A 24354-nucleotide genomic window follows, 5' to 3' on the forward strand; every position below is an offset into this window, starting at 1 on the left:
GTGACCGATCTTCCGGTATGCGCTGACTACCGTCGCCTGTTTCTGGAGGACGCGGTGTTCATGGACCTGCGCTCGCCCGGGGAGTATGCCCATGGCGCCTTCCCCGGTGCGACCAGCCTGCCACTGATGACCGATGAAGAACGCGCCCAGGTCGGCACCTGCTACAAACAGCGCGGCCAGGCGGCGGCCATCGAACTCGGCCATCGACTGGTAGCGGGTCGTGAGCGGGAGCGGCGCGTAGCGGAATGGCGCGCGTTCGCGCAGCGGCATCCGCAGGGTTACCTGTACTGCTGGCGGGGTGGCCTGCGTTCACAAACCGTGCAGCAGTGGCTGGCTGACGAAGGCATTGTCTACCCCCGTATCGAAGGCGGCTACAAGGCATTGCGCCGGTTTCTGCTCGAGGAACTGACCCGCTCGCTGGAGCAGGCGCAACTGGTGCTGGTCAGCGGGCGCACAGGCACCGGGAAAACCCGGGTCATTCACGCGTTGCCGGAGGCACTGGACCTCGAGGGCATGGCCCGTCACCGCGGCTCCAGTTTCGGCCATTTGCCGGAACCGCAGCCCAGCCAGATCGATTTCGAGAACGCGCTGAGCATCGCTTTCCTGCAGCGGCTGGCACGCCGGCCCGGGCCGGTGCTGCTCGAGGATGAGGGGCGCCTGATTGGGCGTGTTGCACTGCCCGAAAACCTGCGTCAGAGCATGCAGCGCGCGCCCATGCTGGTGGTGGAGGAGCGGCTGGAAGAACGCGTGGCGGTGATTCTTGACGACTATATCGTTGACCTGGGCGCGCGTTACACGAAGCGTTTCGGAGCCGTTGAAGGCCCGGCAATGCACCGCACCCGCCTGCTGGAGGGGCTCGACGGCATTCGCAAACGGCTGGGTGGCGCCCGCCACCAGGCGCTGCGCGCCACCATGGAACAGGCGTTTGCGCTGCAGCACAGCGGCGGGGGCAGCGCAGCGCACGGCGCCTGGATTCGCGAGCTGCTGGAAGCCTATTACGACCCGATGTACAGCTACCAACTGGCACAGCGGGCCGGTACTGTCCTGTTCCAGGGTGACCGTCGGGAGGTCATCGCTTACGTTAGGGGCGAACTGTCTTGCTGACCGTGGACCCGGTGCAGCGTGACCTGGTGCTGGTGGGTGGCGGCCACGCACATGCGCTGGCGCTGCGAATGCTCGCCATGCGCCCGCTCGCCGGCCTGCGCATCACCCTCGTATCGCCCTCCAGCCACACACCCTACTCGGGCATGTTGCCGGGGCTGATTGCGGGCCACTACACGTTTGACGACACCCATATCGACCTCGCGCGGCTCTGCCAGTGGGCGGGAGCACGCTTTATCGAGGCTGCGGTGACGGCTCTGGACCCGGCGGCGCGCCAGCTCAGCATATCCGGGCGTCCCGCCCTGGGCTATGACGTGTTGAGTCTGGACATCGGCTCCCAACCAGACCTCGACAGCGTGCCCGGCGCCCGGGAGCATGCGACGCCGGTCAAGCCCGTGGCGGACTTCTGGGCCCGTTGGCAGGCACTTGAATCCACGCTGTTGCGGCGAAGCAATGGGCAGGCAACGCACATTGCCCTGGTGGGCGGTGGCGCCGGGAGCGTGGAGTTGGCCCTGGCCATGGCGCACCGGCTGCGTGACAGGACATCGCAGTTGAGCCTGTTTTGCGCGGCCGCCGACATACTGCCCGGCTACAATCGACACGCCAGGGCCGCTGCCCGGCGGGCACTGGCGGCGGCGGGCGTCAGCGTGCTGTGCGGCAGTCGGGTGAATCGCGTCACGGCGGCGCAGCTGACACTGGAAAACGGCAACACTGCGGCATTTGACGCGCTGTTCTGGTGTACCGGCGCGGCGGCGGCGCCCTGGGTCGGGGCCAGTGGCCTGCGCACCGTCGAGGGCGGTTTCCTCGCCGTGAGCGACACCCTGCAGTCGGTCGATGACCCCGCCGTCTTTGCCGCGGGAGATATCGCCACGCAGTTGCAACACCCGCGGCCCAAAGCCGGTGTGTATGCGGTGCGGCAGGCACCGGTGCTGGCCGCGAACCTGCGCAACGCGCTGATGCAGCGTCCCCAGCGCCGCCACCGGCCGCAGCGGCGTTTTCTCTCCCTGCTGTCGTTGGGAACACAGCGTGCAGTGGCGGAACGCGGGCCGTTCGCGGCCACCGGTGACTGGGTCTGGCGCTGGAAGGACCGGATTGATCGACGGTTTATGGCGCGGTTTGTGTCCCTGCCCGAGCCTATGCCCGGCATCGTGGAGGCGCTGCCCGAGGCGCGTGTCGCGGATGCTCAGCCACCCTGCGGCGGTTGTGGCGCGAAAGTGGCCGGTGACCGGCTTGCGGCGGCACTGGCGCAACTGCGCCAGCACTATCCGCAGCAGTGTCCGGAAGATGAGGGTGCCGAAGACGCAGCGCGTATCACGACGCCAGCGGGCGGTATCCAGTTGCAGAGTCTCGATATTCTGCGCAGTCTGGTGTCAGACCCTTGGCTGATGGGGCGCATTGCGGCCAATCATGCGCTTTCGGACCTGTTCGCCAGCGGCGCGCAGCCGACCGCAGCGCTGGCGGCTGTGACACTGCCCTTCAGTCATCCGGCAATCCAGCAGCGCGACCTGGTGCAGTTGCTGGCCGGCGCACTGCACGAGTTTGCGGCGGTGGGCTGCCGGCTATTGGGCGGGCACAGCCTGCAGGGCCCGGAGCTGGCGCTGGGTTTCGCGGTCAGCGGCGAGCCGATGGAGGTGGGCCGTCTTCTGCGCAAGCGCGGCCTGCGGCCGGGGGACCAGCTGATACTGACCAAAGCGCTGGGCACCGGCACCCTGTTTGCCGCGCACATGCAGCAGCGGGCTGATGGCCGGGAGGTGCACGACGCTATCACCAGCATGTTGCAGAGCAACCAGGCTGCGGCACGTCTGGCGCTGGCCCATGGCGTTAGCGCCGCGACGGATGTCACCGGTTTCGGTGTGTGGGGGCACCTGCGGGAAATGCTCCGGCCGGAGCAGGCCGCGGTGTTGTCGCTGGCGGCCCTGCCGGCGCTGACTGGGGCACTTGCGCAGCTGGAGGCGGGGCGGCGCAGCACCATGCATGAGGCAAACGCCCAGGGCGTTGCCCCGGGAAGTGCGGCAGGCCCGCGTTACGACCTGCTGTTTGATCCGCAGACCAGCGGTGGCCTGCTGCTGGGTGTGGCGCAAGAGTCTGTGCCGGCGCTGCTCGCAGCGCTGCGGGAAGCAGGCTATGCCGAGGCGGCAATCATCGGTGACATTGTCGACCGCGAAGGGCAGGGCGACGCTATCGTCTGCCGCTGATCAGCCATTGCTGCGGTGGCTGCTTTTGCGCCGCTCCAGCCACTGCCAGAACAGCCCCTGCTGGCGGTCCCGGCCGGTGAGCAGATACTCCAGGCGCTGATCGTTTTCCAGCACGGCCTGCAGGCGCTGGGCCTCGCCGTCGCGGCCCGCCAGTAACAGCCGGTCGCCCATTTCCAGCGGCAGATCGTCGGGGGGGAACAGGATGTCCTCCTTTTGCTTGCGGATCATGACGACTTCCAGATGCAGCCGTGCACGCCAGTTGCTGGGATCCGCCAGCAGGTTGCCCACGGTAATACGCTGGCCCGCGGAGAGTGCGCGTGCCAGCGCCGGTGAGCGGCGGTTGCTGATGCGGCCCGAGGAGAACTCGGGCGGATGGTCATTCTGGTGGCGCAGGAAGCGCGCCAGGGCATCGCGGCCGGTGTCGTTGTTCAATTGCAGCAGTTGCTGAATGAACGGCTCTACCAGCCCGGAGCTGATGCGGCTGAGAATGGTACCGGCCACCACTATGCTGGGCTGGCCGAGGAAGTCCGGCTCAGCGGCGCGGAACAGCGCGTGACTGGAGAGTCCATTTTCCAGTACCACGTGAAACAGATCGGGGTTCAGTGCGCGTGCCGTGATGAGGATGGACAGGTTGTCCGCGTCATCGCTGGTGGAGGCGACAATGCCGACGGCGTCTTCCACGCCCGCCGCGCTGAGTTCCTCCGCCTGCGTGCCGCGGCCGATCACCGAGCCGTGGGGGCAGCCGGCCTGCTCCGGATCGGGGTGGATGACGGTCACATCCATGCCGCGTTCGCGCAGCAGCTGGTACACCGCGCGACCCACCCGGCCATAACCACAGACAATCCACTTGCCGCGCGGGATCGAGGTGGATCGGGCCAGCCGGGCGCCGGGGCCGGAGTTGAGCCAGTGGTACAGCCGGAACAGGTCGGGTTTATCGATCGCCAGCTCCAGACGGCGCACATACTCCTCGACGGGATTGACCACGCAGTCGGTGTTGAACGAACGCATGTTGTCGGCATCGTTGCGCGTGTCTGCGCTGGCATACACGGCCACCTTGTGGTTCAGCAGCGTGGCACTGATAGCGATCTTCAGATTGACGTGCCCCTCGCCGGTCACAGCGATGACACCCGTGCACCAGCGGCTGCGCAGACCGGCCTCAACCAGGTTGTCCGGCAGGTTGGCATTCATGCAGAAGGCAGTGACTGGCGCGAGAAACTCGACCACCTCCAGCGCTTCGACCTTTTCCTGGTTGTGCTCGACGACAATCACCTGATAGCCGCGATCGGTCAGTGCGCTGGTCAGCATGCGGCCCGTGTCGCCGTAGCCGCAGACCAGGTAGAAGGGCTGGTTGAGATTGCGCACCTTCCACGCAAGCCGCGCGCGGCGCAGGGCGCGGGTGTAGGCAGGATCCTGCAGCAGGGAAACGATCGAGCCGATGGAAAACAGCCAGGCGATAACCGTCAGGTAGATACTCACCATGGTCCAGAGTCGCTGGCCTTCGGAGAACGGGTAGGGCACCTCGCCAAATCCGATCGTGCTGCCGGTGTAGCTCACCACGTAAAAAGCCTGGAAGAAACTCATGCGCCAGGGGTTGCCCTGGTCATCCACACCGGGGATCAGCGTAAACCCGACTGTGGCGATGGCATAGGCGGAAATGAGGATGACCAGCGGCATGCGCATGCGCCGCAGGAACAGGAATACCAGGGATTTATGCGCATGCCGGCTCATGGCGGATTATTTCCGGCTGAGGCCGGCCGTATCCAGCGTCAGCAGTACCAGGGACACCAGGTTGGCGAGCAGCGCGCCGCCGGACAGTGACACGATGGACGCCATCACGCGCGGTGTGAGGCCAACCTCCATGACATGTACCGCAACGGCCCAGACCACGGCGGCGGCCAGCAAGTGCAGGTTCACCACCAGGCTGGAGGCAAGCAGAATGGCGCCCATCTGTGAGCGCTCACCGAACTTGAGCACCGTGGCAATGAGGCTGACAACCAGCGCCGCAAAGAGCTCGTACACATCGTGGTGTTGCGGGTTGTCGATGTCGCCGATGAAGAACCCGAAGTTGAGTGTCACCGCGAGCAGCACGAAAAATCCGAAAACCACCTTGCTCATGTTCATAGCTGTTGCTTCCCCTGCCTAGGCCTGCCGTCATTATGCGCGACTGCGCGGCAGTTGCCAGCCCCGTGAACGCAGCGTTGTCAGCTGCCGAGCAGGGTGCGCACCCGATCGCGATAGCCGCGGCTGACTTTGATGCGGGCGCCGCTGTCGAGGTGCAGGAGGTACTCGCCGCTGTCGAGGCTTTCGGCTCCCGTGATCTCCAGGGCGTTGACGATGGTGCTGCGGTGCACGCGCAGGAACTGCGCCGGGTCGAGCATGGCTTCCAGCTCCTTCATGGTGACCCGCATGATGTGCGTCTTGCCCGCGGCGTGGATGCACATGTAATCGCCGGCGGCATCGATCCAGGTGATGTCGGCGGTTTTGATGAAATGGATGGCATTGCCGTCGCGCACGGTGAGCTTGTCCGGCCAGCCCTGGCGCCCGGATTCCGCCATGGCCTCCACGGTCTGCGCGTTGGCGCCGGTCATGCCCATCACGAGATCCATCAACTTCGCCTTGTCGCGCGCCGACGCGCGTTGCTCGTCGAACTGGCGTGCCCGCTCCACGGCCTCTTCCAGCCGCGCTTCGTCTACGGGCTTCAGGATGTAGTCGACGGCATGCACCTTGAAGGCATCCACCGCATAGGTGTCATAGGCGGTGACGAACACCACCATCGGCAGGGTGTCGGCCTGCAGTTCCGACAGTACCTGAAAGCCGTCCATTCCCGGCATCTGGATATCGAGGAAGAGCAGGTCCGGCTCGTGTTCGGCGATCGCCTGCAGGGCCTGCTGGCCGTTGCTGCACTCCGCGACGATATTGATGCCCGGAATCTGTTTCAGGCGCAGCGCGAGCCCGCGGCGGGCGAGGTCTTCATCGTCGACGATAATGGTGGACAGGGCCTGCATCAACCGGCCTCCTCGTATTCCAGTGGTATGCGGATGGTGGTGGTGAGCCCGTGAGGCTCGGTGGCGCCCAACCGGAACGACTGCCGCTCGCCGTACAGGGCGCTCAGCCGGTCGCGGATGTTGCTGAGCCCGACACCGCCTCCCTTGGCGTTGCGGCCGACGCGCATATCCAGTCCGGGGCCGTCATCGGCCACCGTGAGCACCAGCTCGGTATCCTCCAGCATCGCACTGACGCCGATGCTGCCGCCGTGCACCGCGGTGGCGATGGCGTACTTGATGGAGTTTTCCACCAGGGGTTGCAGCAGCAGGGAGGGCATCAGCGCGTCACGTGCCTGTGGCGCAAGATCGAAATGCAGCTGCAGTCGGTCGCCGAACCGGACTTTTTCGATATCCAGGTACAGGCGCAGGGCGTCGAACTCCTCGGCTACAGTCACCTTCTCCATCGGATCGTTTTCCAGCGAGTAGCGCAGGAAGCGGCTGAGGCGACCGACCATGGTGTTGGCGAGCTGGGTCTCCTGCTCGAGTATCAGCGTGGAGATGGCGTTCAGCGTGTTGAACAGGAAGTGGGGGTTGAGCTGGTAGCGCAGCATCTTTAGCTGCGCCTGCTGCGCCATGGACATCGCCGTCAGCAGGCGCTCTTTGTCCGCCTGTACCAGCAGGTAGTACTTGATGCCGAAGTACAACACGCTCCACACCAGCATTACCCAGAACGCGGATACCGTGCCTGAAAAATAGTTGTACCAGGCCATCTCGGGCTTGCCCAGCTGCTCATTCGGGAACATCAGCTGAAACAGCGTAGCGCGCAGGCCCATCCAGGCCAGGGCAGCGAGGTAAGAGCCGCCGAGCACGGCGAGCCCGCGCCAGGCCATATGCTGCTGCCAGGTGCGTCGGTACAGGTGGCGCAGCAGCAGCGTGAAGCCAATCCCTATCAGGCTGACCAGGGGCAGGTAGAACTCATAGCCCTCGGGTGGTGTGCTCCACACCATGATGCCCAGGTAATAGGAAACTGCCCAGCCGCTCCAGCCGGCAGCCTGGAGTGCCCAGAAGAGGATGGTCTTGTTCTGCAGAAGCTCCGACATGCGCATGCCACCAGTATACGCCGGCCGTCCCGGTGGCTTCACCCCGGTTCGTCGCAGCCCAGGTGCAATCCACCGCTCTGCGCGCTGCGTCAGTCCCTGCCCGCGGCGAACCTGCGCAGTGCGTCACCGGTCAGGCGGTAACCCGTCCACTCACTCTGGGGCCGGGCGCCGAAGGACTCATAGAAACGGATGGCGGGTTCATTCCAGTCCAGCACATTCCACTCGAAGCGCCCGCAACCCTCATTGACCGCCACCTGCGCCAGATAGCGCAGCAGTGCCTTGCCCGCCCCCTTGCCGCGTTCGGCGGGGTTTACATACAGGTCCTCCAGGTACAGCCCAAGACGCCCTAGCCAGGAGGAAAAATTGTAGAAATACAGGGCAAAGCCCAGGGCCCTGTCGCCCTCCTCACAGATCACGCCGTAGACTTTCGGGTGGTCGCAGAACAGCAGGGCTTCCAGCTGCGGCACAGAGGCTTCGACCTCCTCCAGCGCGCGCTCGTACAGGGCCAGATCACGAATGAATTGCAGAATCAGTGGGCAGTCCTCCCGGCGCGCTTCGCGAATAGTGAGGGTGCTCATCAGGTGCCGCTCCAGTTGCGCTGCATTTCGTAGTAGAGGAAAGAGGCGGTCCAGGTGATCAGCACCAGGCCGGTCAGTGATTCGATGCCGATCAGGTAGCGCAGGTTGCCCTCCGGGTAAATATCGCCGAAACCCAGTGTGGTGAACACCGTGAACGAGAAGTAGATGCAATCCAGCAGGGAGCCGTCGAAATACTCACCGTGCAGTTCGCCCCAGCCCGGCGTGGTGATCATCAGGTAGTAGGCAACGCCAAATACCCACACCTCGATGGAGTGCGCCACCATGGCACCGGCGACCCCGACAACGATACGTGCCCGGTGCACAATACCGAGGCGCGGCAGCAGGCGCGTCATCCAGTGCAGGAATTCGTAGTGGATCGCCACGGTGAGCATGACGATGAGCATGTTGATGGCGACGAGAGCGAACAAACGCATTGCTCCACACGAATTTGCGCCAGTTTAACGAAAAAAGCGCCGGAGCGCGCGAGGCACTCCGGCGCCTGAATGGCGCGGGTTACTGCCGCTGGGCAGCCAGCACTTCGTCCACTGTCGGACCGTCGACCGTGACATGCTCGCGTGCCTTCACCTGGTCGGGGCGAATATCGGCGACGTTGGTCATGAACTGGCTATACCACTTGCGCACCATGTGGATGGGGCCGTCGCCGTCGCACATCAGCGGGTTGTCGATGATGCACTTGTTGTTCCAGATCGCCACATCCTGGTGGAAAGACTCGATGTTCTTCTCCGTGTACTCATCCAGCATTTTCTGGTTTTCCTCGGGACTCATGCTCGGGTCCTTGCGCATCATCACCCCAAAATTGATGATGAAATTGCCCATGTCCACCGGTATGTGGCTGACCAGCAGGTGCACCGTCATCGGGTGACCGTCCATGCTGCCGGTCATCGTGGTGGTCATGTAGGCGGGGCCCTCATATTTGGCGACGCTGGTGATCAGACCGCCCTCACCTTCGGTCAGGATCTGATGACCACCCACCATGTATTGCACGAACTTGTGACCCTCCATGGTGTTGCGGAAGGATTTCACCGTCGAGTAGTGGATCGGCCCGAAGTGCGCCATGTCCGCCATATTGTCTACCAGCTCGCGGCCGAGTGACTGGATCGGAACTTCGCGCATCTCCCAGTCTGTCCACTCACCCGAGTACCAGTCCGCCAGTTCCTCGGGCTCCTGCCCCGGAATGGGCGCGTTGTTTTCCGGGTCCTGCCACACCAGCACCAGACCGTTGCGCTCCAGCACAGGCCAGGACTTGATCACCGCCTTGTCGGGAATTTTCTTTGCGTAGGGAATGTCGTCACACACGCCGTCTGCGCCCCAGCTCCACAGGTGGAAGGGGCAGACCACGGAATTGCCACAGACCTTGCCGCCGCTGAGGTCGCCGCCCATGTGCGGGCAGTAGGCGTCGAGGATGTGCACGGCGCCGTCCTCTTCACCGCGGTAGGCAACCAGCTTGGTGCCGAACACTTCCAGCATGCGCGGTGTGGTGGTAACGCTGGCTGCGTTGCCGATGACGTACCAGCCGCGGGCATAGCGCTCGGGGCGCGGTTCGGCCTTGATCACATAGGGTTCGATTTTTTGTTGAACAGTCATGGGTCTCTCCGGTGCAGTGCGCTGCTCGTTATGGTGTTGTATTAAAGGAAAAAGTCTGTATTCGGCTGGCCCATCAGGTTGCCACCAAGGTTGCGGCCGAACTTGAACGGGTTGTTGGCCACGTGCGTGCGGCCGGCGTTGATATCCAGCCAGGCCCGGTTCAGTGGATGGCCGCGGTGGATACCCTGCGCGCCGCAGGCAATGAACATGGCGTTGATTGCATCCGCGCACTTGGCGCCTACCCGCGAGGCGTCGAAACGCATCTTGATGCGCTCTTCAATGGGCAGCGAGCGGCCTTCCCGCGCGGCGTCCAGCATCTTGTCGAAGTTGCGGAACATGATGGTCTCGCACTCGTCGACGGTGGCAATGGCATTCGCGAGCGCCATTTGCGCATCGGGGTCCGTGGCGATCTTGTTGCCGTCGTTCAGGCCCACGCGCTCGCGGTTCACCTGCACGTAGCTGTCGGTGACGCCGCGCAGGGCGCCAATGGCCGAGCTGCACACGGCGCGCACGAAGATCTGGCCGAAAGGCAGGCGGAAGATCGGATGCGTATTCACCGCGTTGCCGGGGCTGTTGCACTCGTAGCCGTGAATGGAGCGGTGGGTGCGGTATTCGGGGACGAAGGCGTCCTTCACCACAATATCGTGGCTGCCGGTGCCTTCCAGACCGCTCACGTCCCAGTTATCCACGATCTGGTAGTCACTGCGTGGCACCAGGAAGGTGCGGTAGTCCGGCGCCTCGCCGGCGTTTTCCGGCGGCACCATGGCGCCCAGGAAGGCCCAGCCACAGTGCTTGGACCCCGAGGAAAAACCCCAGTGACCGCTCAGCCTGTAGCCGCCGTCGACGCGGGTCACCTTGCCGACCGGCATATAGGAGGACGAGATCAGCACGCTGGTGTCTTCACCCCACACGTCCTGCTGGGCGCGTTCGTCGAACAGCGCCAACTGCCAGTTGTGGATGGCCACGACACCCAGCACCCAGGCTGTGGACATGCAGCCCTCGGCAAGGGTCATCTGCACGCGAAAGAACACCTCCGGTTCCATTTCGTAGCCGCCAAAGCGTGCGGGCTGCATGATGCGGAAGAAACCCGCTTCCTGCATCTCGCGTACTGTGGCTTCGGGCAGGTGGCCCAGGCTCGCGGCTTCGGTCTGGCGCTCGCGCAGGGCCGGTACCATTTTGCGCGCGCTGGCGTAGAGGCGGTCGATGTCATTCATTTGTTGTGCGGTCATGGTTATTCTCCGGTTCCGGATGATCTTTGATACCGACTATCCCCCTCCCAAGGCAAGCCGCTCATACCTCATCTGCGGTATAACCGGGGGTGAAAAGCGCAGAGCTTGATCCACATCAAGAGAATCCGGCCGGGTAACCACAGCGCCCTGATCTGTCAACTGATCTATACTGAGCGCATGCTTCAGCCAGTAATTATTGCAAGCGCCATCGCCCTGTTCCTCGCAGGGGAGTTCGCCCTGGGCGCCGACACCACGGTCTACCGTTCCGAGGGGCCCAACGGCACGGTGCAGTTTTCCGATACGCCGCCGGCGCAGGGCACCGGCACCGAAGTGTTGCGGATACGCGCACCCGAGGCGGGCGATCCGGCCGCCGCCGAGCGGCAGCTGAAAGCGATGCGTTACAGCACCGACCGGCTGGCGGAAAGTCGCCGCGAACGCGAGCTTGAACGCGAGGTGGCAAGGCTGCGGGCGCAGGTCGAGGCCCGCCCTCCTGCCCGGCAATCGGAGCCAGAGACGACCGTCCACTACGTGCCGGTGTATGTGCCCCCCGTGGTCATTCCCTGGCATCCGGGCCATCGGCCGCACCCGCCGCAGCGCCCCGGCCTGCGCCCACCGTTACAACAGCCGGGTATTGTTCCCGGGCCCAACAGCCAGTTGATGCGCCCCATCGTCTCCGGCCGCTGAAACCGGTTTGGGTGTTGCGCCGGCGTTGGTACAGTGTCTGCCCTGGTAGTGGTCGCCCGAGGAGCAACGCCGTGGAACTGGTGATGATTTTTGATATGCGCACGCCGGACTTTGGCGTGGGCAGGGCAGCGGCCTATGCCGCGGCGCTCGACATGGCCGAGTGGGCTGATGGTGTCGGCTTCGACGTGCTGGGCCTCGGTGAGCATCACTGCGCCGAGGACGGCTATAACCCCTCGCCATTGGTGTTGGCCGCGGCGATGGCGGGGCGTACCCGGCAGGTGGCGTTGCGCACCGCCGTACTGCTTGCCCCGCTGTACGACCCGGTGCGCCTGGCGGAGGACCTCGCCGTGGCCCAGCTCGCCAGCGCCGGGCGCATGCAGCTGGGTCTGGGGTTTGGCTACCGGCCGGTGGAGTTCGCCATGTACGGTCGGCGGGTGGAGGACCGCTTCGCACTGACCTGCAACACGGCGCGGCTGTTGAAAACGGCCTGGACCGGCGCACCCTTCAACCACGAGGGGCGCCCCTGCCTGGTGTCGCCGGTGCCGGATAAACCGGTGCCCATCCTGCTCGGTGGCATGGCGCCGAAGGTGGCGCGCATAGCCGCCGAAATTGCCGATGGGTTTCTGGTGCCGCTGTTTCCGCCCAAGGTGTGGCAACCCTACCGTGACGCCTGCCTGCGTCTGGGCAAGCCGGATCCCGGCCCCTATCCGCGGCAGGGCCCCACCTTTCTCTGGGTGTCGGAAGACCCTGAGGCGGACTGGCAGTGGATTGCGCCGCATATCCTGCACGTGCTGGATTCCTATTCGCGCTGGACCGCGGAGGCCTACGGCACACCCCAGGGCCCCTATGCGGGCGGCATGACGGCGGAGACAGTGCGCGAGAGCGGTGCCTACCAGGTGTTGCGGCCGGAAGCGGTAGTGGCCCTGGCCCGGGAGCTGGGCGAACACAGCTCACTGTACCTGACCCCCCTGTTCGGGGGTATCGACCCCACCCGCGGTTGGGCCATGCTGCAGTTCTTCGAGCAGCAGGTGTTGCCTCATCTCCCGCGCACGGGTACCAAGCCACTCTGGGGAATGCAGGCCTAGCCCCCGAGGGCGCGCGCTCAGGCGAGCCGACGCACGACCTGCTCGACGAGCTCCTCTGCCGCTACCATGGCGATAATCACCGCCAGGAATGCCACAACGCCGTGCAGTGGGCCGGTAAACCGCAAGGCATCACCGAAGGCGAGGTCGATCGCCCAGAGCATGACGAACTTGGAGGCAAACAAAACCAGCCAGGTGGAAAAGAAACGCAGGAACTGCCAGGACAAACCCCGGCGCCCGGAGAACCAGGCTGCTATACGGTGCTCGATCACGAGGGTGCCCTGCAGCAGCAACTGCAGCAGCAGTGCGGCGGCGAGGGTAACGCTGAAGGAGGAAATCTGCACGTGCTGCCAGTATTCTGCGCACAGATTCAGTACCACCAGGTCGATCAGAATGGACACCAGGTAGCGGACGAAAACCCGTTGCCGCGTACTGGGAGGCGCGTAGGCTTCGCGGGTGACGTGGTGGTGAAGTTTCATCGCGGTGCTTTATCCTTGGTGGCCGGTGGAGCCGTCGCCGACGTGTGGCCGGTGTGGACGGTTCAACAAGTTTTCGGCGCGCAGTATACCGCAGCGCACAGGGGAGGTCGCCGCGCACCATGTCGACACTGACGGATGCTGACACCATCGCTCGAAACCGCGCCATGCGCTACTTCGCCAGTCACGAGCGCCTGTGGCTGTTCGGCTACGGCTCGCTGATCTACAAAGTGGACTTTCCGTTTCTACAGCGGCGCCCCGCTATTATTCGCGGGTGGGCGCGCCGTTTCTGGCAGGGCTCACACGACCATCGCGGTACGCCCGCGGCACCGGGCCGCGTGGTCACCCTGGTGGAAAGCGCCGGTGCGGTTTGCCAGGGCATGGCGTTTGAGATTACCCCGGCCGTTTTCGAACACCTGGACCATCGGGAAAAGAATGGCTACCTGAGGGTGGTGGTGGATGCGGAATTCGAGGGTGGCGCGCGTGAAGAGGCCCTGGTGTATATCGCAGGGCCGGACAACCCCGCCTACCTGGGGCCCGCGAGTGAGGCGGAAATCGCTGCGCAGATCGACCGCGCCGTGGGCCCGAGTGGTCCCAATCGCGATTACCTGTTGCATCTCGCTGACGCACTGCGGGATTTGGGGGCGGAGGATGCCCATGTATTTGGTCTGGAGCGCGCAGTGCGCAAGCAGGAGTGAGCATGGAACCTGAATTCTGGCACCAGCGCTGGCAGCACAACGAGATCGGCTTTCACGCTGCCGAGGCAAACCCGCTATTGGTGGCCCACTGGGATGCGCTGTCGCTCTCGGCTGGCGATCGCGTGTTCGTACCCCTGTGTGGAAAGACACTGGATATCGGCTGGTTGTTGTCACAGGGTTACCGTGTGGCGGGCGCGGAGCTGAGTGAAAAGGCGGTTCAGGCGTTGTTCGAGGAGTTGGGGCTGACGCCCGAAATCAGCGAAGCCGGCGTACTACGGCGCTATTGCGCCCGTGATGTAGAGATCTTCGTGGGTGATGTTTTCCAGCTGACGCGCAGCCTGTTGGGCGCGGTACAGGCAAGCTATGACCGGGCAGCGCTGGTCGCGCTGCCAGCGCCGATGCGGCAACGCTACACCGGGCATCTGCGCGAGATCACGGCAACCGCACCACAGTTGCTGTTGTGCTTTGACTACGACCAGCGGGCCATGGAGGGGCCGCCGTTCGCGGTGCCCGACGACGAGGTGGCGCGGCATTACGCCGCCCATTACGCGCTGCGGAAGCTGGCCAGCGTCGAGGTGGTCGGCGGGCTCAAGGGACAGTGCGCGGCGCGGGAGAATGTGTGGTTGCTGGTGTAGGGGGTGCGTGGGGTGACGGCCCTGATCTCTCTCAGCCTCTTGGGCTATGAACGGAGGACGACGCACCCGTTTGCGACTCGAAGAAAACGCAGCGCAATTGCAGTGTGTAGACGGCGTTCCAGTGATGGCCATTGCCTTTTTCTCCAGCGGCGTTGAACCAAAAGCCAGCTCACCCGTATCCACCTACACGCACACGTGAGGAGAAAGGTGATGCTGGGTTTATTCAAGAGCCCCGAAGAGAGGCAGCTCAAGAAACTGCAAAAAGCGTATCAATCGAAGGTGGGCGAGGCCATGCAGGCACAGCGTAATGGCAACATACGACTGTATTCCGTGTTGCCGGAAGAGGCAGACAAGCTCTACCGGCAGATAACCGATATCAAGCGTTGATGCATGTCCCTTGAGCGGAGCGCAGGCCATGACTGACGACAATCCAGTTTGCGCCCGGCAGATCGCCACTCAACCCGACCCGCTGGCGCCCTACCGCCTTTCCCAAGCCTTCCACGTGGGGAACCTGGTGATCACCTCCGGACAGGCTGCTATCAACAGCCATGGGGAGCTGGTTGGGGTGGGCGATTTTGCTGCACAGGCGCAGCAGGTGTTTCGCAACCTTGCCGATGTGCTGGAAGCCGGGGGCAGTAGCCTGGCGCAGGTGGTGAAAGTCACGATCTACCTGACGGACATGAGCCATTTTCCCGATGTTGTGGAGCTGCGCAGACAGTACTTCACACCGCCCTACCCCGCAGACACCATTGTGGAGGTGCGTGCCCTGGCACTGCCGGAGCTGATGATTGAGATTGAGGCGATAGCGATTGTGGGAAGCATCCCTGAGGTCGCCGCAGGCTAGAGCGGGGGCTTGCCGAAAGGAATGTGTGGTGCTGGGCGGAGCGTTGTGCGCTGTGAGGGCAACTGTCCGGAAGTAATCGGGCCCGTCGCAGTACCGTTGAGCGGGAGGTCGGAGTGTCGCAGGAGAATGCTGGCTGGACGGGAGAAGATATGGTGCCCGGAGACAGAATCGAACTGCCGACACGGGGATTTTCAATCCCCTGCTCTACCAACTGAGCTATCCGGGCGTGTACTGCTATAGCGGAGGGTGCGTATTAAAACCGTAGTGGCTACGGGAGTCAAGCAGTCTCAGTTTTCCCTGGGCGGTGGTACATAGCCCTCCGCGCGGTCGTGTTCTTCGCCAGCAAAAAACTTGTCCATCTCTTCCTGCAGGTATTTGCGGGTGGCGGGGTCGATCAGGCTCAGCTGCTTTTCGTTGATCAGCATCGTCTGCTGCGCTTGCCATTCGCTCCAGGCCTTCTTCGACACATGCTCGAAGATCTCCTGCCCCTTGGGGCCGGGGTAGGGTGGTGCGTCCAGGCCTTCGAGGTCCTGCTGGTAGCGCTTGCAGAATACGGTTCTGGGCATGTGCTTGCTCCGCGGTCAGAGGCTCGCCAGCAACCGGGCAACGGGTGCGGCCAGGCCGATTTCGGGTGGTTGTTGCACGTTATACCAGAGCCGGTCACCGGCATCCATGATGGCCTCGGGCTGCGCGTCCAGTTGCGCGTACAGCGGCTGGATATCCAGGTGGTAGTGGCTGAACGTGTGGCGGAAGGCAGCCCCAGACTCCAGCGAGCGCGCGGCGTGGCCAAGCTGCTCCAGGCACCAGTCGGGGGCGACTTGCAATGAGGGCAGTTCGGGGAAGCACCACAGCCCGCCCCAGATACCGCTCGGGGGGCGTTGCTGCAGCAGTACATGGCCCTGTGTATCCCGCAGCACAAGGAACACGGTGCTGCGCACTGGCAGCGCCTTACGCGGTTTCTTGCCGGGGTAATCCGCCTGACGACCCTGTGCCAGCGCGCTGCATCCTGCCTGTAGCGGGCACTCTGTGCAGCGAGGTCTGCTACGGGTGCAGAGCGTGGCACCCAGGTCCATCATCGCCTGGGTGTAATCGGCAACCCGCGCCTGCGGTGTATGTTCCTCGGCGAAGGCCCAGAGCTGGCGATGCACCGCGGTATCCCCGGGCCACCCGGCAACGGCGTGGTAGCGCGCCAGCACCCGTTTCACGTTGCCGTCGAGAATGGCGGCCCACTCTCCGAAGGCGATGCCGAGGATGGCGCCAGCGGTGGAACGGCCGATGCCGGGCAGGCCCTGCAGGGCCTCCAGACTGCGTGGAAACACCCCGCCGTGCTCTGTGCACACCTGCTGTGCGGCCCGGTGCAGGTTGCGGGCGCGGGCGTAGTAGCCGAGCCCGGTCCACAGGTGCAGCACTTCATCGATGGGCGCCTGGGCCAGGGCCTGCACGTCGGGGAAGCGCTGCATGAAGCGCTGGTAGTAGGGGATCACCGTGCGCACCTGGGTTTGCTGCAGCATGATTTCCGACATCCATACCCGGTAGGGGCTGGTATCGTGCTGCCAGGGCAGGTCCTTGCGGCCGTGCTGGTCAAACCAGGCAAGAACCTGGTCGGCGAATGTGGGGTGTTTGCGCATCGGCCCAGTGTACTGCAGTTTGCCCTGCACTCTGCGCACAGGGCCGAATCGTTTCCTGTTGCGTAAACTGGACATGATGTATTCACGCAAGGGTCACAGGCCATGAAATTACTGCTTGCCGCGGTGGTCGCCGCCGCCTCGTTTACGGTGGCGGGATGCGGCGTGGTGCCCGGGCCGAAGCAGCCGGCCGCAGACATCCGGACCGTGGTGTACACGCCCCAGGACTGGCCCCAGCCGCTGGAGGCCGATCTGTATCTGCCCCAGGGGCAGGGTCCATTTCCCGGCATGTTGCTGGTGCACGGTGGGGGCTGGGAGCGCCGCAGCCGCGATGATATGGACCGGCTGGCACGCTACTATGCAGGCCAGGGTTATGTGGTGCTGAACGCCAGCTACCGGTTTGCGCCGGAGGCAAAGTATCCGGCCCAGGTGTACGACCTGCAGCAGGCGATGCACTGGCTGCACCGGGAAGCCTCCGGCCTGGAACTGGACGTCCGGCGCATTGCCGCCTTTGGCTATTCCGCGGGTGCTCACCTGCTGAGCTTGATGGCGCTGGCGGCGGGCACTGGCGATGATCTGGACAGGCCCTGGGGCGGAGCCCAAACGCGGCCCGCCGCGGTCATTGCCGGTGGCTCGCCGATGGACCTGCGCAAGTTCCCGGGTGGCAAGCTGGTGCCCCAGTTTCTCGGCGGGCGCCTGACGGAAATTCCCGAAACCTTCGCCGCCGCTTCACCGGTCACGCGCGTGCACGACGATGCGCCACCCTTCTACCTGTTTCACGGTACCCGCGACACGCTGGTGCCCATCGACCACGCTGAGGAGTTTGCGCAGGCCCTGCGTGCGCAGGGCGTTGCGGTGGAACTGGAGCGCCTCGCCGCCCGTGGTCACATTCTCACGTTTCTGACGGCGGGCAGTGCCCTGCCTGCAGCGGATGCGTTTCTGCAGCGCTATCTGTCGGAAGCGGCGCTGCAGTAGGCGGTGTGCAGGCGCTTACGCGCTGCCGCCGCGCCGCCACTGATGGTAGCGCGCCACCCAGCGCAGTAGGCGTTCGGGTGCGTGAGCCTTCTTCCAGGCACCGGCGGCGTATTTGTTGGCCTCTGCGAGTGTCGGGTAGGTATGGATAGTGCCGAGAATCTTGTTCAGGCCCAGGCCGTGGCGCATCGCCAGCACGAATTCCGCCAGCAGGTCGCCGCCCTGGGTTCCGACAATGGTCGCGCCCAGAATGCGGTCGCGGCCGGGCACGGTGAGTACCTTGACGAACCCCCGGGTCGCACTGTCGGCGATGGCCCGGTCCAGCTCGGCGAGTTCGAAGCGGGTCACTTCGTGCGGTATGCCGCGGTCGATGGCCTCCTGCTCGCTGAGGCCGACACGCGCGACCTCGGGGTCGATGAACGTGGTCCAGGGAATCACCGAATAGTCCACCTTGAAGCGCTTGAACTGCCCGAACAGTGCATTGACCGCGGCGTACCAGGCCATGTGCGCTGCGGTGTGGGTGAACTGGTAGGGCCCCGCGACATCGCCGGCGGCGTAGATATTCGGGTACAGAGTCTCCAGGTACTCGTTGGTGGTGACGGTGCGATTGCTGGGAATGCCGAGCTCTTCCAGGCCATAGCCCGTAAGTCGCGCCCGGCGGCCCACAGAGACCAGCAGCTGGTCGAAGGGAATGGCGCGTTCGCCACCCTGGTATTCCACGATCAGGCGTTTCTCGCCGGCGACCTGTTCGCAGCGCAGTGCCGTGTGCCCGGTGAGTATCTCAACGCCGTCCGCGGTGAGTGCGTCGCGCGCCAGCGCCGCTACCTCGTGGTCTTCCTTCGGCAGGATGCGCGGCCCGCGCTCGACCTGCGTGACCCTGGACCCCAGCCGGGCGAAGGCCTGGGCGAGCTCGGAGCCGATGGGACCTCCGCCCAGCACCACCAGTCGCTGCGGCAGCGCATCCAGCTCGGCAAAGCGCTCCCATAGCGTATCGCTGGTGACGTAACCCGTATCCTCCAGCCCGGGCAGGTCGGGCACCAGTGGTGCAGCGCCGGCGGCGATGACAATCGAGCGCGTGGTCAGGCGCTGTGTGCCGCCGTCGTTGAGGGCGATGTCCACTGTCCAGGGGTCGATGATCCTGGCGTAACCCTGCAGCACCTCCACGCCCAGTCCGGTGTAGCGCTCGACGCTGTCGTGGGGCTCGATCTCGGCGATGATGCGATGGACGCGCGCCATCACCTCGCGAAAACTGAACTGTGGCTCGCTGGCGATCAACCCGTAGTCACCGGCGTGGCGCATCTGCTGTGCCACCTTGGCGCTCTTGATCAGGGCTTTGCTGGGCACGCAGCCGTAGTTCAGGCAGTCGCCGCCCATTCTGTGCGCTTCCACCAGGGTGACTTTGGCTTTTACTGCCGCGGCGATATAGGCGGACACCAGGCCGCCTGCGCCTGCGCCAATCACCACCAGGTTGCGGTCGAAGCGTGTGGGCCGCTGCCAGCGCTTATACACGCGGCGGCGCTGCACGGCGGCGACCAGCAGTTTGGCCATCCAGGGAAACAGGCCGAGCAGTACAAACGAGAGCAGCAGCGCCGGCGACAGGATGTCGCCAAGACGCTCAACGGCGGCCAGCTGCGTGCCGGCGTTCACGTAGACCGCAGTGCCTGCCAGCATGCCCACCTGGCTGACCCAGTAGAATGTCCAGGTGCGCAAACGGGTCAGGCCCATCAGCAGGTTGATGACGAAAAAGGGAAAAATCGGCACCAGCCGCAGGGTGAACAGGTAGAACGCGCCGTCGCGCTCGATGCCGCGGTCAATGGCCTTCAGGCGCTCGCCGAAGCGCTGCTGCACGCTGTCGCGCAGTAGGAAGCGCGCAACCAGAAACGCGAGGGTGGCACCGATGCTGGAGGCAAAGGACACCAGCAGCAGGCCGAAGCCCAGGCCAAACAGGGCGCCGCCAGCCAGTGTCATGATGGCCGCGCCGGGCAGCGACAGTGCGGTGACCAGGACGTAAATGCCGAAGTAGGCCGCGGGTACGGCGATCGGATGCGCGGTCAGCGTCTGGGCAAACTGTGCCTGGCGGGCTTTCAGCTGGTCCAGGGTGAGGTAGTTATGCAGGCCGAGGGCAAAGAAACCCAGCACCAGGCCCAGCAGGGCCACAACAATCAAGAGCTTACGGTTCAACACGGTTCTCCTTGAGGGAGCCGCACAGGGCGCCCGGTTCTGGCCTGGGTCAGTTCAGGGCGCCACCGCAGCTGCTGCCCTGGCCGGCGGTGCAGCCATAGCAGTGGTCGGCGGTGCGTATCTCGCGGCCATCCAGTCCGCCCGTCAGCAGGCTGGCGAGCTGCGGCCTGCCCTCGTGGCCTGGGAGCGACAGGTCCAGCTGCTGGTTGAAGTCGCAGTCGTACAGGTAACCCTGCCAGTCCACGCTCACCAGCGACCGGCACATGACACCCTCGAGGTTGCCAGGCTGATAGGCGTCTTTCAGCAGCTGCATGTAGGCGGCAAACTGGCCCTTGGAAATCAGTGTGCTGCCAAAACGCTTGATGGGCATGTTGGCCAGCGTGAACAGGGCGTTGAATTCGATACCGAAATGCGCGCGCAGTTCCCGCTTGTAGTCTGCCTCCAGCGCCTGCTGGTTAGGCGGCAGGGTGGGGCCCAACGGGTTGTAGACCAGATTCAGCTGCAGACCACTGCCCGGTTGCCCATAGCCCAGGGCGTTGAGTGACTGCAGGGCGGCGATGCTCTTGTCGAACACGCCGTTGCCGCGCTGCTGGTCGACGTTGGCCGGCGAATAGCAGGGCATGGAGGCCACGATCTCCACCCGGTGCCGGGCGAGAAACTCCGCCATGTCTTCATAACCGGGTTCGCGCAGGATGGTGAGGTTGCAGCGATCCATCACCCTCACCCCCTGGGCGGTGGCCGCGGTCACCAGGTGGCGGAAGCGCGGGTGCATTTCCGGGGCGCCGCCCGTCAGGTCCAGCAGGGACACGCCGCGTGCCTGCAATACCCGGGGTATGAGATCGATGAGGTCGTCGCTCATCATCTCGGTGCGGGTGGGGCCGGCGTTGACATGGCAGTGCACACAGCTCTGGTTGCACAGGTAACCGAGGTTGACCTGCAGGGTCTGCAGCGCAGCCCGCCTGAGGGCGGGGAAATCGGTCGCTTCCAGCAGCGGCAGGGTGGCGTGCATGGGTGTGGAGTCCTTGTTCGGTGGCGGCTTGTGGTGGTTGCGTGTTTGGTGTGCTGCCGCGACTGTTCATGAGTTGGTACGCGGCTGGGCTCGCCACAGTTTACCCGCTGCCCGGGATGCCCGCCTGTGGCCAACGCTACCGCGGCATATCTGACGGTGAATTCGGCCCGGCTTTCTTCTATAATGGCGCGCTTTTCCGGGCCTGGCCCCGGTTCCCATCCGCCAGTGCAGGTTCTGGAGAATAGCATGTCTGAGCGCAAGGCGAGTGTGACTCGCAACACGCTGGAAACGCAGATTACCGCCACGGTGAATCTCGACGGTTCCGGTCAGGCGAAATTTGACACCGGTATCCCCTTCCTCGAGCACATGCTGGACCAGATTGCGCGCCACGGCCTGATCGATCTCGACATCCATGCCAGGGGCGATCTGCACATCGACGACCACCACACGGTGGAGGACATCGGTATCACCCTCGGCCAGGCTTTCGCCAGGGCGGTGGGCGACAAGAAAGGCATTGTGCGTTACGGCCACAGCTATGTGCCGCTGGATGAAGCGCTGTCCCGCGTGGTGGTGGACTTCTCCGGCCGGCCGGGACTGGTGTATCACATTCCGTTTACCCGCGCCTCCGTGGGCGGCTTTGACGTGGACCTGTTCCAGGAATTTTTCCACGGCTTCGTCAACCACGCCCAGGTCACGCTGCATATCGACAATCTGCGCGGTGAGAACACCCACCACCAGATCGAAACGGTGTTCAAGGCCTTCGGCCGCGCGCTGCGCATGGCGCTCTCGGCGGACCCGGCCATGGCCGGCATGATGCCCTCCACCAAGGGTGTGCTGTAACACCCGTGAGCGGTTCAGTGGCAGTGATCGACTACGGCATGGGCAACCTGCATTCGGTGGCCAGTGCGCTGGCGCATGTCGGCGCTGAACGCGTGGTGGTGACCCACGATGTTGAGCAGATCCGCGCGGCGGACCGCGTCGTCTTCCCGGGTGTGGGCGCCATACGCGACTGTATGGCGGAGATCCGCCGCCTGCGCTGCGACGAGCTGCTGCAGGTGGCCCTGACCGAGCAGCACAAGCCGGTGCTGGCCATTTGTGTGGGCATGCAGGCGCTGATGAGCCACTCGGAAGAGAACGGCGGCGTGGACTGCCTGAACGTGATTCCGGGCACCGTGCGCCACTTTGGCCAGCCGCTGCACGACGCCGAAGGGCAGCGCCTGAAAGTGCCGCACATGGGCTGGAGTGAGGTTCGCAGAGTAAGTGAGCACCCACTCTGGAATGGCATTCCGGATGCCACCCGTTTCTATTTCGTGCACAGCTATTACGTCACCGCTGCCGACCGCTCGCTCGTCGCAGGCAGCGTTGACTACGGCGTCTGTGCCGATGCGGCGCTGGCCCGGGACAATCTCTTTGCCACCCAGTTTCACCCGGAGAAGAGCCACACCGCCGGGTTGCAGCTGCTGCGCAACTTCATCAACTGGACACCCTCATGCTGATCATTCCCGCTATCGATTTGAAAGACGGCCAGTGCGTGCGCCTGCGGCAGGGCTTGATGGAGGACAGCACGGTGTTCTCTGATGACCCGCTGGCCGTCGCCCGGCGCTGGGTGGACGCGGGCTGTCGGCGCCTCCACCTGGTGGACCTGAACGGCGCCTTTGCCGGAGAGCCGGTCAACGGCGAGGTGGTGACGGCCATTGCCGCCGCCTGGCCCAGGCTGCCGATCCAGATCGGTGGTGGCATTCGCAGCCTGGAGACCATCGAGCACTATGTGCGGGCCGGTGTCAGCTATGTGATCATCGGCACCAAAGCGGTGAAGGAGCCGGCCTTTGTCGCCGAGGCCTGCCGCGCGTTTCCGGGCAAGATCATCGTCGGCCTGGACGCCCGGGATGGGCTGGTAGCGACCGACGGCTGGGCAGAGGTGTCCACGGTACTGGCCACGGACCTCGCCAGACAGTTCGAGGCCGATGGCGTGTCCGCCATTGTCTACACCGACATTGCCCGCGACGGCATGATGCAGGGTGTGAACGTGGAAGCCACACTGGGCATGGCCCGGGCCTCACGCATTCCGGTGATCGCTTCCGGCGGCATCACCAACCTGGAGGATATTCGGGCCCTGCAGGCTGTGGCACATGAAGGCATCTGCGGTGCCATCACCGGCCGGGCCATCTACGAGGGCACGCTGGACGTGGCCGAAGCGCAACGCCTGTGTGACGCGGCGGCCTGAGCCATGGGCCTGGCCAAACGCATCATCCCCTGCCTCGACGTCGACAACGGGCGCGTGGTCAAGGGGGTCAATTTCGTCGGTATCCGCGACGCGGGTGACCCGGTGGAAATCGCCCGCCGCTACAACGAGCAGGGCGCTGACGAAATCACCTTCCTGGACATTACCGCCAGCCACGAGGGCCGCGAGACCACGGTCCACACCGTGGAGCAGATTGCCGAGCAGGTGTTTATTCCGCTCACGGTGGGGGGCGGCATCCGCTCGGTCGACGACATCCGCACCATGCTCAATGCCGGCGCCGACAAGGTCAGCATCAATACGGCCGCAATCCACAACCCCGAACTCGTGCGCCAGGCCTCGCAGCGCTTCGGTGCCCAGTGCATCGTGGTGGCGATCGACGCCAAGCGCGTGGCCGATGTGGACGGCCAGCCGCGCTGGGAAATCTTCACCCACGGCGGGCGCAAACCCACCGGCATCGATGCGGTCGCCTGGGCGGTGAAGATGGCGGAGCTGGGAGCCGGGGAAATCCTGCTCACCAGCATGGACCGTGACGGCACCAAAAACGGCTTTGAGCTGGGTGTCACCCGCGCGATTACGGACGCTGTGGATATTCCCGTGATCGCCTCCGGTGGTGTGGGCAACCTGCAGCACCTGGTGGATGGCATTCTGCTGGGCGGTGCCGATGCGGTGCTGGCCGCCAGCATTTTTCACTTTGCGGAATACACCGTGCCCGAAGCCAAGGCCTATATGGCCGAGCGGGGCATCGAGGTGCGTCTCTAGCGGCGCTGGATTACAGCGTGAACAGCCAGAAGGCACACAGGGCGCTGAGTGCCGTAGCCCCGCCGTAAAAAAACCCTCCGAGCAGCCAGGTCGGCCCTTTGATGTGCAGGTCGTGCAGGCCGTGATACAGGCGATGTGCGGTGTGGTACAGCGGTAGTGCAATCACGGCCAGCGTCGCCAGCCTCGTCAGCGGGTGCTGCAGGCCGCTGCTCAGTGTGGCATAAAGCGCCTGTGGATCCTGCACCAGCCAGCCCAGCAGCAGCGTGCTCGCAATCAGCCCCGGGCCGATAAACGCCAGCAGCATGCCGCCGGCGCCGAACAGGGACCAGCTGATGGGCTCGTGGGAGCGGCGCAT

27 protein-coding genes and 1 tRNA gene are annotated in these 24354 nt (G+C 64.5%); 13 read left to right on the forward strand and 15 right to left on the reverse strand.

Annotated elements, in window-relative coordinates:
- The gene (gene mnmH, locus R3E49_RS02895; protein ID WP_371293666.1) at positions 1-1104 is read left to right on the forward strand and encodes a tRNA 2-selenouridine(34) synthase MnmH; all 1104 of its coding nucleotides are present in this window, start codon (positions 1-3) and stop codon (positions 1102-1104) included.
- 2 nt (positions 1105-1106) lie between these two features.
- Entirely contained in the window at positions 1107-3296 is a 2190-nt protein-coding gene (gene selD / locus R3E49_RS02900; RefSeq protein WP_371293786.1) for a selenide, water dikinase SelD, read from the forward strand.
- Here selD and R3E49_RS02905 read toward each other — a convergent pair whose 3' ends face one another.
- The 8 genes from R3E49_RS02905 to R3E49_RS02940 all read right to left on the reverse strand — a co-directional run bounded on the left by R3E49_RS02905 (position 3297) and on the right by R3E49_RS02940 (position 10792).
- Positions 3297-5024 (reverse strand): TrkA family potassium uptake protein, encoded by a 1728-nt coding sequence (locus R3E49_RS02905; RefSeq protein ID WP_371293667.1) that lies wholly within the window; start codon positions 5022-5024, stop codon positions 3297-3299.
- Between the two features lie 6 nt (positions 5025-5030).
- Positions 5031-5417 carry a DUF6394 family protein gene (locus R3E49_RS02910; protein WP_290741181.1) on the reverse strand — a complete coding sequence of 129 codons (387 nt, stop codon included), beginning with the start codon at positions 5415-5417 and terminating at the stop codon, positions 5031-5033.
- Between the two features lie 80 nt (positions 5418-5497).
- On the reverse strand, positions 5498-6301 hold the full coding sequence (locus R3E49_RS02915; protein WP_371293668.1) for a LytR/AlgR family response regulator transcription factor: 804 nt from the start codon (positions 6299-6301) through the stop codon (positions 5498-5500).
- Positions 6301-7380, reverse strand: a complete 1080-nt coding sequence (locus R3E49_RS02920) for a sensor histidine kinase (protein WP_371293669.1) — start codon at positions 7378-7380, stop codon at positions 6301-6303. The genes R3E49_RS02915 and R3E49_RS02920 overlap by 1 nt, the downstream gene beginning before the upstream one ends.
- Before the next feature lie 89 nt (positions 7381-7469).
- Positions 7470-7958: an N-acetyltransferase family protein gene (locus tag R3E49_RS02925; protein ID WP_371293670.1), complete on the reverse strand. Its 489-nt coding sequence runs from the start codon at positions 7956-7958 to the stop codon at positions 7470-7472.
- Positions 7958-8392 carry a potassium channel family protein gene (locus tag R3E49_RS02930; protein ID WP_371293671.1) on the reverse strand — a complete coding sequence of 145 codons (435 nt, stop codon included), beginning with the start codon at positions 8390-8392 and terminating at the stop codon, positions 7958-7960. Before R3E49_RS02930 ends, R3E49_RS02925 begins: the two co-directional genes overlap by 1 nt.
- Positions 8393-8471: 79 nt before the next feature.
- Positions 8472-9563, reverse strand: a complete 1092-nt coding sequence (locus R3E49_RS02935) for a Rieske 2Fe-2S domain-containing protein (protein WP_371293672.1) — start codon at positions 9561-9563, stop codon at positions 8472-8474.
- A 41-nt stretch (positions 9564-9604) separates the two neighbouring features.
- Positions 9605-10792 (reverse strand): acyl-CoA dehydrogenase family protein, encoded by a 1188-nt coding sequence (locus tag R3E49_RS02940; RefSeq protein ID WP_371293673.1) that lies wholly within the window; start codon positions 10790-10792, stop codon positions 9605-9607.
- Between the two features lie 177 nt (positions 10793-10969).
- Between R3E49_RS02940 and R3E49_RS02945 the strand changes: the two genes are divergently transcribed.
- Together R3E49_RS02945 and R3E49_RS02950 are read left to right on the forward strand one after the other, a co-directional pair.
- The gene (locus tag R3E49_RS02945) at positions 10970-11476 is read left to right on the forward strand and encodes a DUF4124 domain-containing protein (RefSeq protein ID WP_371293674.1); all 507 of its coding nucleotides are present in this window, start codon (positions 10970-10972) and stop codon (positions 11474-11476) included.
- A 71-nt stretch (positions 11477-11547) separates the two neighbouring features.
- Positions 11548-12561, forward strand: a complete 1014-nt coding sequence (locus R3E49_RS02950) for an LLM class flavin-dependent oxidoreductase (RefSeq protein WP_371293675.1) — start codon at positions 11548-11550, stop codon at positions 12559-12561.
- A gap of 17 nt (positions 12562-12578) precedes the next feature.
- On the opposite strand, the gene R3E49_RS02955 is transcribed toward R3E49_RS02950, so the two are convergent.
- Entirely contained in the window at positions 12579-13037 is a 459-nt protein-coding gene (locus tag R3E49_RS02955; protein WP_371293676.1) for a hypothetical protein, read from the reverse strand.
- A 119-nt stretch (positions 13038-13156) separates the two neighbouring features.
- On the opposite strand from R3E49_RS02955, the gene R3E49_RS02960 reads away from it, so the two are divergent.
- The 4 genes from R3E49_RS02960 (at position 13157) to R3E49_RS02975 (ending at position 15211) form a co-directional block, all read left to right on the forward strand.
- The gene (locus R3E49_RS02960) at positions 13157-13732 is read left to right on the forward strand and encodes a gamma-glutamylcyclotransferase (RefSeq protein ID WP_371293677.1); all 576 of its coding nucleotides are present in this window, start codon (positions 13157-13159) and stop codon (positions 13730-13732) included.
- A 2-nt stretch (positions 13733-13734) separates the two neighbouring features.
- Complete coding sequence (gene tmpT / locus R3E49_RS02965) at positions 13735-14367, forward strand: thiopurine S-methyltransferase (protein WP_371293678.1); 633 nt, start codon at positions 13735-13737, stop codon at positions 14365-14367.
- Positions 14368-14577: 210 nt separating this feature from the next.
- Positions 14578-14754 carry a DUF6435 family protein gene (locus R3E49_RS02970; RefSeq protein ID WP_371293679.1) on the forward strand — a complete coding sequence of 59 codons (177 nt, stop codon included), beginning with the start codon at positions 14578-14580 and terminating at the stop codon, positions 14752-14754.
- Positions 14755-14782: 28 nt separating this feature from the next.
- The gene (locus tag R3E49_RS02975; protein WP_371293680.1) at positions 14783-15211 is read left to right on the forward strand and encodes a RidA family protein; all 429 of its coding nucleotides are present in this window, start codon (positions 14783-14785) and stop codon (positions 15209-15211) included.
- A 150-nt stretch (positions 15212-15361) separates the two neighbouring features.
- Here the strand turns inward: R3E49_RS02975 and R3E49_RS02980 are convergent.
- The 3 genes from R3E49_RS02980 to mutY all read right to left on the reverse strand — a co-directional run bounded on the left by R3E49_RS02980 (position 15362) and on the right by mutY (position 16839).
- Positions 15362-15437: transfer RNA gene (locus tag R3E49_RS02980), tRNA-Phe, on the reverse strand.
- 61 nt (positions 15438-15498) lie between these two features.
- A complete protein-coding gene (locus R3E49_RS02985; protein WP_371293681.1) occupies positions 15499-15777 on the reverse strand; it encodes an oxidative damage protection protein in 279 nt (92 codons plus the stop codon).
- Between the two features lie 15 nt (positions 15778-15792).
- Entirely contained in the window at positions 15793-16839 is a 1047-nt protein-coding gene (gene mutY / locus R3E49_RS02990) for an A/G-specific adenine glycosylase (RefSeq protein WP_371293787.1), read from the reverse strand.
- A gap of 102 nt (positions 16840-16941) precedes the next feature.
- On the opposite strand from mutY, the gene R3E49_RS02995 reads away from it, so the two are divergent.
- Positions 16942-17811 (forward strand): alpha/beta hydrolase fold domain-containing protein, encoded by an 870-nt coding sequence (locus R3E49_RS02995; protein ID WP_371293682.1) that lies wholly within the window; start codon positions 16942-16944, stop codon positions 17809-17811.
- A gap of 15 nt (positions 17812-17826) precedes the next feature.
- On the opposite strand, the gene R3E49_RS03000 is transcribed toward R3E49_RS02995, so the two are convergent.
- Complete coding sequence (locus R3E49_RS03000) at positions 17827-19989, reverse strand: FAD-dependent oxidoreductase (protein WP_371293683.1); 2163 nt, start codon at positions 19987-19989, stop codon at positions 17827-17829.
- A 49-nt stretch (positions 19990-20038) separates the two neighbouring features.
- On the reverse strand, positions 20039-20998 hold the full coding sequence (gene arsS, locus R3E49_RS03005) for an arsenosugar biosynthesis radical SAM (seleno)protein ArsS (RefSeq protein ID WP_371293684.1): 960 nt from the start codon (positions 20996-20998) through the stop codon (positions 20039-20041).
- Between the two features lie 246 nt (positions 20999-21244).
- Here arsS and hisB point away from each other — a divergent pair, with 246 nt between their 5' ends.
- The 4 genes from hisB to hisF are packed head-to-tail and all read left to right on the forward strand — an operon-like array spanning position 21245 to position 23999.
- Positions 21245-21838, forward strand: coding sequence for an imidazoleglycerol-phosphate dehydratase HisB (gene hisB, locus R3E49_RS03010; protein WP_371293685.1), 594 nt, complete (start codon positions 21245-21247; stop codon positions 21836-21838).
- 5 nt (positions 21839-21843) lie between these two features.
- A complete protein-coding gene (gene hisH, locus R3E49_RS03015) occupies positions 21844-22494 on the forward strand; it encodes an imidazole glycerol phosphate synthase subunit HisH (protein ID WP_371293686.1) in 651 nt (216 codons plus the stop codon).
- Entirely contained in the window at positions 22488-23222 is a 735-nt protein-coding gene (gene hisA / locus R3E49_RS03020; RefSeq protein WP_371293687.1) for a 1-(5-phosphoribosyl)-5-[(5-phosphoribosylamino)methylideneamino]imidazole-4-carboxamide isomerase, read from the forward strand. The genes hisH and hisA overlap by 7 nt, the downstream gene beginning before the upstream one ends.
- 3 nt (positions 23223-23225) lie before the next feature.
- Entirely contained in the window at positions 23226-23999 is a 774-nt protein-coding gene (gene hisF, locus R3E49_RS03025) for an imidazole glycerol phosphate synthase subunit HisF (protein ID WP_371293688.1), read from the forward strand.
- A gap of 10 nt (positions 24000-24009) precedes the next feature.
- Here the strand turns inward: hisF and frdD are convergent, their stop codons facing one another.
- Positions 24010-24354, reverse strand: a complete 345-nt coding sequence (frdD, locus tag R3E49_RS03030) for a fumarate reductase subunit FrdD (RefSeq protein WP_371293690.1) — start codon at positions 24352-24354, stop codon at positions 24010-24012.

The sequence above is a fragment of the Haliea sp. genome (assembly GCF_041395985.1).
In the GTDB taxonomy this organism is placed as follows: domain Bacteria; phylum Pseudomonadota; class Gammaproteobacteria; order Pseudomonadales; family Halieaceae; genus Haliea.

Coding starts and splice junctions, on each gene's coding strand:
- R3E49_RS02930 (WP_371293671.1), bottom strand. CDS start 8,392: ATGCGTTTGTTCGCTCTCGTCGCCATCAACATGCTCATCGTCATGCTC.
- arsS (WP_371293684.1), bottom strand. CDS start 20,998: ATGCACGCCACCCTGCCGCTGCTGGAAGCGACCGATTTCCCCGCCCTC.
- R3E49_RS02935 (WP_371293672.1), bottom strand. CDS start 9,563: ATGACTGTTCAACAAAAAATCGAACCCTATGTGATCAAGGCCGAACCG.
- hisF (WP_371293688.1), top strand. CDS start 23,226: ATGGGCCTGGCCAAACGCATCATCCCCTGCCTCGACGTCGACAACGGG.
- R3E49_RS02920 (WP_371293669.1), bottom strand. CDS start 7,380: ATGTCGGAGCTTCTGCAGAACAAGACCATCCTCTTCTGGGCACTCCAG.
- R3E49_RS02970 (WP_371293679.1), top strand. CDS start 14,578: ATGCTGGGTTTATTCAAGAGCCCCGAAGAGAGGCAGCTCAAGAAACTG.
- R3E49_RS02925 (WP_371293670.1), bottom strand. CDS start 7,958: ATGAGCACCCTCACTATTCGCGAAGCGCGCCGGGAGGACTGCCCACTG.
- tmpT (WP_371293678.1), top strand. CDS start 13,735: ATGGAACCTGAATTCTGGCACCAGCGCTGGCAGCACAACGAGATCGGC.
- hisA (WP_371293687.1), top strand. CDS start 22,488: ATGCTGATCATTCCCGCTATCGATTTGAAAGACGGCCAGTGCGTGCGC.
- R3E49_RS02940 (WP_371293673.1), bottom strand. CDS start 10,792: ATGACCGCACAACAAATGAATGACATCGACCGCCTCTACGCCAGCGCG.
- R3E49_RS02945 (WP_371293674.1), top strand. CDS start 10,970: ATGCTTCAGCCAGTAATTATTGCAAGCGCCATCGCCCTGTTCCTCGCA.
- R3E49_RS02960 (WP_371293677.1), top strand. CDS start 13,157: ATGTCGACACTGACGGATGCTGACACCATCGCTCGAAACCGCGCCATG.
- R3E49_RS02905 (WP_371293667.1), bottom strand. CDS start 5,024: ATGAGCCGGCATGCGCATAAATCCCTGGTATTCCTGTTCCTGCGGCGC.
- R3E49_RS02955 (WP_371293676.1), bottom strand. CDS start 13,037: ATGAAACTTCACCACCACGTCACCCGCGAAGCCTACGCGCCTCCCAGT.
- mutY (WP_371293787.1), bottom strand. CDS start 16,839: ATGCGCAAACACCCCACATTCGCCGACCAGGTTCTTGCCTGGTTTGAC.
- R3E49_RS02975 (WP_371293680.1), top strand. CDS start 14,783: ATGACTGACGACAATCCAGTTTGCGCCCGGCAGATCGCCACTCAACCC.
- R3E49_RS02910 (WP_290741181.1), bottom strand. CDS start 5,417: ATGAACATGAGCAAGGTGGTTTTCGGATTTTTCGTGCTGCTCGCGGTG.
- frdD (WP_371293690.1), bottom strand. CDS start 24,354: ATGCGCCGCTCCCACGAGCCCATCAGCTGGTCCCTGTTCGGCGCCGGC.
- R3E49_RS02995 (WP_371293682.1), top strand. CDS start 16,942: ATGAAATTACTGCTTGCCGCGGTGGTCGCCGCCGCCTCGTTTACGGTG.
- R3E49_RS02985 (WP_371293681.1), bottom strand. CDS start 15,777: ATGCCCAGAACCGTATTCTGCAAGCGCTACCAGCAGGACCTCGAAGGC.
- R3E49_RS02915 (WP_371293668.1), bottom strand. CDS start 6,301: ATGCAGGCCCTGTCCACCATTATCGTCGACGATGAAGACCTCGCCCGC.
- hisB (WP_371293685.1), top strand. CDS start 21,245: ATGTCTGAGCGCAAGGCGAGTGTGACTCGCAACACGCTGGAAACGCAG.